Origin of the sequence: Ohtaekwangia sp. (genome assembly GCF_036786105.1) — a bacterium.
GTDB lineage: Bacteria > Bacteroidota > Bacteroidia > Cytophagales > Cyclobacteriaceae > Ohtaekwangia.
In genome coordinates this window covers 9,681-20,519 of record NZ_DAIQRQ010000073.1, presented here as the reverse complement: position 1 = coordinate 20,519, position 10,839 = coordinate 9,681, and the positions used below count along the sequence as shown (strand labels likewise).

Genomic DNA, 10,839 nt, shown 5'->3' with positions numbered 1-10,839 from the left:
AAAACTTTCCGACTTCCGGACTTCCCGTCTTCCCGACTTAACACGAACGAGTATGATAAAAACAGCCAACAGAATCGCGAACGTAGAAGAGTACTATTTCAGCAGAAAGCTTGCTGAGGTGCGTGGGTTGGATACACCGGAGCTTCGCGTTATCAACCTTGGAATCGGTAGCCCCGATCAGGCACCATCATCGGGTGCGATTGATGCATTGATCGCGTCTGCTAAAAATCCTGCGAATCATGGCTACCAGAATTACAAAGGTATACCTGCCTTCCGTAAAGCGATTGCTGATTTTTACCAAACGACTTATAACACAACGCTTGATCCTGAAACGATGATTCTGCCGTTGATGGGATCGAAAGAAGGTATTATGCACATCGCGATGGCTTTTGTGAATGAGGGTGAAGAAGTGTTGATTCCCAATCCTGGTTATCCTACATACTCTTCGGTAGCAAACCTGGTAGGAGCGAAGCTGAGGCCATACGATTTGAAAGAAGAACTGAACTGGGGCATTGATGTAGAAGCACTGAAGAAAAGTGACCTTTCAAAAGTAAAGATCATGTGGGTGAATTTTCCGCACATGCCTACGGGCCGTGTAGCGTCACGCGAAGAACTGAAAGAGTTGGTAGACCTGGCGCGCAAGCATCAGTTTCTCATCGTAAACGACAACCCCTATAGTCTTGTGTTGAACGATAACCCGATGAGCATTCTGTCTATTGAAGGAGCAGATGAAGTGGCGCTGGAATTGAATTCACTCAGCAAGTCGCACAACATGGCTGGCTGGCGATTGGGATGGGTTGCCGGAAAGAAGGAATTGATTGAAGCTGTATTGAAAGTGAAAAGCAATATGGATTCAGGTATGTTTCTGGGCTTACAACATGCGGCCACCGAAGCATTAAAGAGCGGACAGGAATGGTTCACTTCTTTGAACAAAGTATATGCAGAACGCAAAGCAGTAGCCAGGAAATTACTGGATGTATTGGGATGCACCTATTCTGAAAAACAATCAGGCTTGTTTGTTTGGGCAAAGGCTCCTGCACATATACGCGATGTGGAGAAGTGGATTGATGAGATTCTTTACGGAACCAAAGTATTCATTACACCAGGTTTCATTTTTGGTGAAGCCGGCAGAAGGTATATACGCATCTCTCTTTGCTGCACGGTAGAATCGCTCAACCAGGCACTCTCACGCGTAGAGGATTTTTTGAAGAGGGCACCTGCTGAGAAACAACTATCGGACGTAAAATAGACATAGACAACTATAGATCTCTGTTGTAATAAACGGAAATCATAACGAAAAAAGATTATGAAAGTAACAGTAGTCGGATTGGGATTGATAGGCGGCTCCATCGCAATCGACTTGCGCAAAGCAGGAGTGGCGACAGAACTTGTGGGGATTGACCTGAATACCAATCATGCTTTGAAGGCTGTAGAGCTCGGGCTGGTAGACAAGATACTTACAGAAGACAAAGCTTTATCGCAAGCTGATATCGTAATCCTGGCTATTCCCGTAAATGCGCTGTGTCAGTTATTGCCTTCTGTGTTGGATACTGTGAAATCAACCGCTGTAGTGATTGATACCGGTTCTACGAAAAGCCTTATTTGCCGCACCGTGGCTGGTCATCCCAAGCGTTCACAACTGGTAGCCGCACACCCGATCGCTGGTACCGAAAACTCTGGTCCGGAAGCAGCCTTCAGTGGGTTATTCAGAAATAAAACCAACATCATCTGCGAGAAAGAAAAATCTTCTGACCACGCACTGGAAGTAGCCATGCGCGCATTCAATGCACTGGGCCTTCGCACCATCTTTATGGAAGCCGAAGAGCACGACAAGCACGTAGCCTATGTATCGCATCTTTCGCACGTGAGTTCTTTCCTGTTAGGGCAAACCGTGCTTGACATCGAGAAAGACGAGAAAAATATATTCGCCCTGGCAGGCAGCGGTTTTGCTTCGACTGTGCGTCTTGCAAAAAGCTCACCTGAAATGTGGGCTCCTATATTTGAGCAGAATCAGGAATATTTAAGTCAGGCTTTGCTGGAGTATATCATGCACCTGCAGCGTTTTCACTATCACCTCATGAAGCGCGACATCAAAGAGCTTAACCGCATCATGTCGGGTGCCAACGAGATCAGGCGCGTGCTGGATGGTATAGAGCTGAAAACAAAAATTCAGAATGAAATGCAGCAGGCTGAACAACCGGTGAAACAATAATCATAACTATATAAATCAAAAATTGTAAATACTCTAACACCGCATCATCGTATGAAACATTCATTAAAACTTCAATCAATCTCTTCCTGGTTGCCAACGGCCAGCAAGCCCGTTATTATCAGTGGCCCTTGCAGTGCCGAAACCGAAGAGCAAACAGTAGCTACTGCCAAGCAACTGGCAGCCACCGGTAAAGTACACGCATTGCGTGCCGGTATATGGAAGCCGCGCACACGCCCCGGCCAATACGAAGGTTCAGGCGAAGAAGGCCTGAAATGGCTGGCGACTGCAAAGAAAGAAACAGGTTTGCCAATCACTACCGAAGTGGCCAATGCCGCGCACGTAGAAGCTGCTTTGAAGGCCGGTGTAGATATACTCTGGATCGGTGCACGTACTACTGTGAACCCCTTCTCTGTGCAGGAAGTTGCTGATTCATTGAAGGGTGTAGATATACCGGTAATGGTGAAGAATCCGATCAACCCTGATCTGGAACTGTGGATCGGTGCATTGGAGCGTCTCAACAAAGCCGGCATTACCAAGATGGCTGCTATACACCGGGGGTTCTCTTCTTTCGAAAAAGGCCCGTTCCGCAATGCTCCGATGTGGGATATGGGTATAGAACTAAAAACCCGTATACCTGAGCTGGATATCATTTGCGACCCCAGCCACATTGCCGGTAACCGCGAATTGATCGCGTTGATATCACAAAAAGCACTCGACCTTGATATGGCAGGTTTGATGATTGAAAGTCACATCAACCCGGATGCCGCATGGAGTGATGCAAAACAGCAGGTAACACCGGCTGTATTGGGCAAGATCATCGAAGGTCTGGTAGTTCGTACGGTTTCTTCTGACGATAAGGCATTTAAAGATACGCTGAGCATTCTGCGCGAGCAGATCGACCAGTTGGATGATGAGATTATGTCGAAACTGGCTTCGCGTATGAAGATATCTGAAAAGATCGGTCAGTACAAGCGCGATAACAACGTTACAATCCTGCAGGTGAATCGTTGGGAAGAGATCGTTCAGACACGCATTACCCTGGGTAAGGCAATGGGGCTAAGCGAAGAGTTCACCAGCGAGTTGCTGAAGATCATTCATAATGAATCGATCCAGATTCAAACCAAAGTAATGAACAAGGTAGCCGAGCGCGTTTAGCGAAATACCGGTTTAAGCTTTTCTAAAAGCGGGCAAGATTTCTTGTTCGCTTTTTTTATTTATAGCCTCGTTAATTCTAGGCTTTTAAATAAAATATTACACTGCGGGGATAGGCACTTTGCTTTTTAGTATTTTGAACATCAAATATACCCTTTATCTGCTCTACTCTATGATTCGTTCCCTGCTGCTGGTCATAAGCATCATGCTTGTGACCATCGCCTCTGCGCAAAAAATTCCATTGATCAATTCCGGTGAGGTAATCGAACAGGCCAAAGTGCTGTACGATTCAGGAAAATATGAAGATGCCATTCGTACATTCCTCACCGTGCCGAAGCGTGACACCAACTATGTATACATGCTCACCGAGCTGGCACTCGCGTATAATGCCAATCAGCAATACGACAAAACCATTGCTGTATGTGAAGAAGCCCTTCAGAAACCACAGAGTCATCGCTCGCACTTGCTGCGATCACAAGCTGTAGCATTGGATAAAAAAGGTGACTTCGAAAAATCAGTAGACCTCTTTCAAAAATCTATAGCACAATATCCGTTTGATGCTTCACTTATTTATAACCTGGGTATAACATACTATAATCACAAAGATTACGAGAAAGCAATCGACTGCTTTTTTAAAGTGCTTGCTATTAATCCGTTTCACGGTGGCAGCCACCTCAACCTCGGGCGCGTTGCCGTTGGCCAGGGCCATAAGACACATGCTATGCTGGCGTTTGGTGTATACTTGGCCGTGAACAATGAAGACAACGATCGCCTGGTATATATCGATAAAGTAGTATCGAACCAGATACAGGATGAAGGTTCACTATCGCCAATCAGTGTAAATAATTGCGAGAAGCTCGATCAGATTATACGCGCGAAGATCGCACTCGATAAAAACTTCAAGTCAAAAGTAGATGTAGATGCTCCCGTAGTGAAGCAATACGAAATGCTCTTCGAACAATTGAACATGCTCAATGCATCGGCTGAAGACCGCTGGGTAAATTACTACCTCCCTTTCTATAAGGCTATCAAACAACAGAATCTGACCGAGCCGTTTATGTATCACATTCTTGCATCGGCTGCCAACGATGCGGTAAAGAAGTGGAGAAAGAAAAACGATAAAGCACTCAGTACTTTTTATACAGCTGCCAATACAGAATTAAAAAGTATACGTGCTACGTTGCAAGCTCCAGAAGTTGGTTTTAGCAAGCCGGTACAGGCATGGTATGACGATAATCACAGGTTGGATGCCCTTGGCGCAGCGGAAGGCGAAAAGCGCACCGGTCGGTGGGTGTATTTTCATAATAATGGCGAACGTTCTGCCGAAGGTGAATACAGTGCAGCAGGTGAAAAGATTGGAACATGGAAATATTACCTGAACACGGGTGCTATAAAGAGTATTGAAAACTCTGAGAGTGGTGAGGTAACAGTATATTTCCCGGAGGGGGCCAGGCGGCAACACTTCTTTTTAAAGAATGATGAGATTGAAGGAGAAGTAGAATTATACCATGCTTGTGGCGGAGTTCGCGAGAAGCTGCTTTATAAGGCAGGCAAGCGTCATGGTAAAGGCCAGTCATACTTTCCTAGTGGGAAAGTAGATATGACGTATGAGTATGCGGATGATAAAGCGGTGGGTGACTTTACCAGTTATTTCGAGAATGGTCAGATATATTCTGTAACCAAGTATAAGAACGATCTGCGCGAAGGGCCTTACGTAGAGTATTACGCCAGCGGAAAACTTAAGATGAAAGGCACTTATGCCAGCGACCATTCTACCGGCACATGGATGTATTATTATCCAACCGGCCGCCTGGAGAAGACGGGTGCTTTTAAAAACGGAACATCCGTTGGCGAATGGGTCTTCTACGATGCAAGAGGTGTTGTTACGGAGAAACGTAACTTCAATGCCGAAGGACTATACCACGGTGATGATACTTTTTTTACCGATGGAAAAGTAACATCCGTTCAGACGTATAAAAATGATGTGCTCAACAAAGTAGTATACTTCGATAAAGATGGGAAGGAGCTGGGTAAATATGATGTGAGTGGTAGCTCAGCCAGTGCTAAAACTTTTTATGCTACGGGCCAATTGAATGGCGAAGGTTCTTATAAGAAAGGAAAGATTGAAGGGCTCTGGAAATATTATCAGCCGGAGGGGACGAAGCTGAGTGAGTATACATACGTGAATGGTTTGGCACAGGGAGAGGCCACCCAGTATTACCGGCACGGACAAAAGAAGTATATATTTCAATATAAAGATAACCAACTGCACGGGTACTATCAGGAATTTCATCCCAATGGAAAAGTGAAGGAAGAAGGATGGATGCAGGATGGCCAGCGTCAGCAACAATGGATTAGCTACTTTCCGGATGGAACCATCGAATCGGATGCGTTCTATCTAAACGATGAACTTACAGGCGACTACTACGAGTATAACAGCGATGGCAAGATAGCCGTTGTTACTACCTATGAGGGGGGGCTTATTTCTAACCTTAAAAACTACAACAGCAAAGGCGAAGTAGCATCGCGCAAGCAAGAAGATGGTAATAAACAGATTTATGAAACGTTCTTTACTTCTAAAAAATCACAGTCACGGTTTGTAATACAGTGTGGTAACTATGCCGACAAGCTGGCGCGGTGGTTTCCGGATGGAAGCCTGATGTTTGAGTATCCGATGATGGCAGGCCACAAACATGGCCCCTATAAATACTACGACATTAATAATCAGTTGAAAATAGAAGGTGTGTATGTAAATGGAACGATTGAAGGAAGCTGGAAAGGGTATTTTCCCGATGGCACCCTGGATTACGAAGGCAGTTATCTGCGGGGTGAACAAGACAGCACGTGGACATTCTATTTCCGTCATGGAAAAATTTCTTCGGTTATGCAATTCCTGAAAAACAATCGCGAAGGTATAGCACGTTACAATTCTCCCGAAGGAACTCCCCTTGTTGAGAAGTTATACCATGAAGATGATCTGATAGCGTATCGCGTGGTAAATGCTAAAGGTGAATTTGGTGCCTGGACTCCGTTTACAGCAACTACTGCGATCGTGGCTAATTATCCTAACGGCACCACAGCCTATGAAGAGCATTTCAAGAACGGTGTGCTCGATGGCACCAAGCGTTTATACTTCAGCAACGGAAAGCCATACAGTGAGTATAACTACAAGTCTGGCGATTATGAAGGACCGTTTAAAATATACTATCCCAGCGGGCAGCTTCGTCAGAAGGGCCAGTATCTTGATGATGAGTTGAACGGTGTAGTGGAAGAATATTATGAAGACGGTACGCTGATGAAGCAGGAAACCTATACCTGGGGTACCCACAACGGTAAGTCTGTCGTGAATAAAAAAGGAGCAAAGCCCAGGGAATATTTATTCTGGTGGGGTATTCCTGAACAATAGTATAATAGCATTGCCACACGCACACCCAAAAAAAGAAACGTGAGTATGAAGAAGATTATTGTTAGTTTGTTTCTGTTGCCGGCAACCGTGCTGATGAGCCGCGCGCAGTCAGATGATGTATGGCAGCAATTCAAAGACAAATTCCCGGATGAACCGGCGGTTTTTGTTAATCGTTCTGAGGTGCTAAACATTTTACCCGATGGCGATTCCCTGAAAGTATTTCTCGATGTTACGGAAGACATACTTCACCTGAAGGAACAATCGGATATATTTTCCGGAAAGCGGGTATATGGATCACACTTTAACCAGGTGGCCAACCTCAAGGCGAAGACGCTGGTCTGGGATAAGAACCGTTACAAAGAAATGGTGGTATCTGATTTTAAAAAGAACAGCGATCGCAGTGCGGGTATATTTTACGATGACTCCTATTACTACTCCTTCGATTTTCCTTCCATTGCTTCGCACAATCGCACGCAGCTCGAATATCGTGAAAATCTGAAAGATGTGCGTTTTGTTCCCGGCTATGTATTTGCCAGTTATCTGCCGCAAGGTAAATCATCGTACACGATCAAGACAACAAAAGATGTTGAGTTGAGTTATCAGGTGCTGCATGATGACAAGAAACAAATCCAGTTCAAGAAAACAGAGAAAGGAAACAATGTGATCTATGAATGGTCAGCACAATATATGCCAGCCCTCAAGAGCGAAGAGAGCAGCCCATCCATCCGTTATTTTGTGCCACACGTGGTTTGTTACGTAAAGTCATACAAGACCAGGAAAGGACAGGTAAATGTATTGTCAAACCTGGACGATCTATACCACTGGTACTATACATTTGTTGAAAAGCTAAACAAAGAAAATTCCCCGGAGTTGACAGCCATCGTAGAGAAAATCAAAGCCGATAGCAAGTCGGAGATTGAAACGGTGCGTAAGGTTTTCTATTGGGTGCAGGATAACATTCAATATATAGCTTTTGAGCAGGGTATGCGTGGATTGATTCCGCACAGCGGCTCGTATGTATGCGAAAAGCGCTATGGTGATTGTAAAGATATGGCCAACCTGATCGTGAACATGTTGCAGATAGCCGGTGTAAAAGCATATCACACCTGGATCGGTACACGCGATCTTCCCTATCGCTATACCGAAGTGCCTACGCCACTGGTTGATAACCACATGATAGCAACCTATATTTCAAAAGATGGCGAGTATTATTTCCTGGACGGTACCAGCGATCACACTGCATTCGGATATCCGTCATCGATGATACAGGGCAAAGAGGCTTTGATCGGCATAGACCCGACACACTATGTGGTGAAGGAGGTTCCCGTTATAGCACGTGATAAAAATATTATGACCGACTCTATGACGATCAAACTGGATGGTAGTCAGTTAACAGGCACCGGCATCAGTACGCTGACAGGTTATCCTAAGGTGTTTGCAGGATACGAGCTTGATCGTTCTGAAAAAGATGATGTGAAGCGCTATGTTACCAAGCTGGTTGGTAAGGGTAATAATAAATTTTTCCTCGATAAATATGCGCTCCAGGGTATGGACGAGCGCGACAAGCCTACCCGGGTGGAGTATGATTTTCGCCTGAGTGATTATTTTCAGAAGCTGGGAGATGAACTGTATATCAATCTGAATCTTAACAAGGACTACTATAATGATTTCATCAACATCGCTTCGCGCACATCACCTCGCGATGTTGAATACAAGTATGTAAAGTATGAAGTGATCGACCTTGCTATCCCCGATGGCTATACGGTTGAATATTTGCCACCCAATGCAAAGAACGATGGTTCGCTATTGGGATGCGATGTGACCTACGAATCATTGCCAGGCAAGATACGTTGCTCGAAAAAGTTTTATGTAGATTTTGTAATGCTGGAACCAAACCAGTTCACTGCGTGGAACGATGCTGTAAAACAGATCAGCGAAACCTATAAAGAATCAATTATCCTGAAGAAAAAGTAACTTATGATACAGAGAGTTAGCATTGCTGTACTACTACTGCTTGCATTAGCCGGTACAGCCCGGGCAGTAGAAGTGAGACCGTATGAATGGGAGAAGAACCGTGGCCGTTATACACTAACAGATAAGGAAAAGGAACAAACAGAACTTATTCTTAAACAGCACAATCAGTATGAGTATGTGTTGGAAGACAACCAGTTCCTGATGTACTCCACGATTCACCGTATTATACTGGTTAATAGTAACGAAGCCATTCAGAAGCACAATCGCATAGTTATATCCATGAACAATACGATCGATCTGATTGACTTGAAAGCGCGCTCGATCAATAAAGATGGCAAGGCTATATATTTTGACAAGAGCAACCTGAAGGAACTGAAGGAAGAGGAGAGTGGTAATGCTTATCGGATTTTTGCCATGGAAGGTGTAGAGCTTGGAAGCGAGGTGGAATATTATTTTACCCGGAAAATGCGCGCCAGCCTCTTCGATCGGGTGTTCATGCAATTTGATGTACCCGTAAAGGCGAGCTCTTTCATGCTGAGTTGCCCGAGCCATTTGAAATTCGATTTCCGTGCATACCAGGGATACGCTGATGTAAAGCAGGTGGAAAACGACAATAAAGAAGTGAACCAGTACAGTGCTTCTATGACGGATGTGCCCGCCATGAAGAAAGAAGCCTTCTCGTATTATGATGCGAACCGCAAGCGCATCGAATTTAAACTCGCTTACAATACGGCTCGTTCGCAGGCACGACTATATACGTGGGATGAGGCCGCCAAAACATTTTATAGTCTGTTGTTCACTACATCAAAAGATGACGACAAGGCGCTGGAGAAATTTTTAAAGACATTGAATGATAATCCTTCCAAAAGCAAGGAAATACGTATTCGTAACATTGAGCAGAAGATCAAATCAACGGTTAAAGTAAACCGTGAGCGCAGCGAAGAATCGCTTACGCAGATTTCGGCTATCGTGAAGAGCAAGCTGGCCTCGCGTGAAGGCATTACCAAGTTGTTTGCCCGCACGTTTGAAATGGTTGGTATAAAATGCTACCCGGTAATTACGTGCAGCCGTGAAGAACCTAAGTTTGATGGCGGCTTTGATACGTGGTCGTATCTGGATGAATACTTACTCTATTTCCCGGATACAAAAGGCTTTCTGGCACCTCCCGTTTTTGAATCACGTTATCCGCTTATACCATCTGAGTTCACGGCTACAAAAGGGCTTTTCATAGAGCCGTTTACTGTAGGCGAAGTGAAGTCAGGACTGGCTTCTATTGAAACTATACCAGCTTCCGACTATACGCTGAGCAGCGACAATCTCGATATGGATGTGTCCTTCAGTGACGATCTTTCGGCAACAGATATACACCAGGTAAGAGAGTTCGGTGGCTACAACGCGATGTTCTTCGCACCTTATTACGATCTGATGACAGGAGAGCAACAAACCCGCATGATTGAAGAGCTTACCAAGCAAACGGCACCCGATGCTACGATAGGGAAGTGGTCGGCAAAGGCGTTGCCCGATAAACAAGCGGGTAACTTTTTGATCGATGTAAATTTCAAGTCATCGCATTTTCTTGAGAAAGCCGGCCCTCGTATATTGTTCAAGGTGGGTGCGCTTATCGGCCCGCAAGTAGAAATGTATCGCGATGATGAGCGTATCACAGAGGTAGAAAATGAATTTAACCGTGGTTATGATCGCCTTATTAAAATACATATACCGGCTGGTTATACCATTCGCAATCCGCAGGATATCAAGATCGATATAACTTATAAGGATAAAGATAAAACGCCATTCCTTTTTCAATCGGATTATACTTTGAAAGACAATCTGCTGACGATTACCATCAAGGAATACTATAAAGAGATATTTGCACCGCTATCGCGGTACGAAGATTTCAGAAAAGTAATCAACGCTTCAGCAGACTTTAACAAGGTTACACTGGTACTGGAAAAGACGAAGTAATCAACAGATATACTATTGATTACAAAGCCGTATCCGAACAGGGTACGGCTTTTATTTTGAAAAGGAAAATTTCATAGAAATCACAGATGGACAGAACGAAAGCCAAAAATTCTTTCTGTGCAATTCTGTG

The 10,839-nt window shown here is 44.6% G+C and carries 6 protein-coding genes; all 6 read left to right on the top strand.

Features of this window, described 5'->3' with window-relative positions:
* Positions 1 to 1,249, top strand: a 1,249-nt coding sequence (locus tag V7Q33_RS20745) for a pyridoxal phosphate-dependent aminotransferase (RefSeq protein ID WP_333821124.1), incomplete at its 5' end; no start/stop codon positions are given.
* A 57-nt stretch (positions 1,250 to 1,306) separates the two neighbouring features.
* Complete coding sequence (locus V7Q33_RS20740; protein WP_331979315.1) at positions 1,307 to 2,212, top strand: prephenate dehydrogenase; 906 nt, start codon at positions 1,307 to 1,309, stop codon at positions 2,210 to 2,212.
* 51 nt (positions 2,213 to 2,263) lie between these two features.
* On the top strand, positions 2,264 to 3,367 hold the full coding sequence (locus tag V7Q33_RS20735; protein ID WP_331979313.1) for a chorismate mutase: 1,104 nt from the start codon (positions 2,264 to 2,266) through the stop codon (positions 3,365 to 3,367).
* A 169-nt stretch (positions 3,368 to 3,536) separates the two neighbouring features.
* The gene (locus V7Q33_RS20730) at positions 3,537 to 6,770 is read left to right on the top strand and encodes a tetratricopeptide repeat protein (protein WP_333821123.1); all 3,234 of its coding nucleotides are present in this window, start codon (positions 3,537 to 3,539) and stop codon (positions 6,768 to 6,770) included.
* 45 nt (positions 6,771 to 6,815) lie between these two features.
* A complete protein-coding gene (locus V7Q33_RS20725) occupies positions 6,816 to 8,744 on the top strand; it encodes a transglutaminase-like domain-containing protein (protein WP_333821121.1) in 1,929 nt (642 codons plus the stop codon).
* A 3-nt stretch (positions 8,745 to 8,747) separates the two neighbouring features.
* Positions 8,748 to 10,709, top strand: a complete 1,962-nt coding sequence (locus V7Q33_RS20720) for a DUF3857 domain-containing protein (protein ID WP_333821120.1) — start codon at positions 8,748 to 8,750, stop codon at positions 10,707 to 10,709.
* Positions 10,710 to 10,839 lie beyond the last annotated feature (130 nt).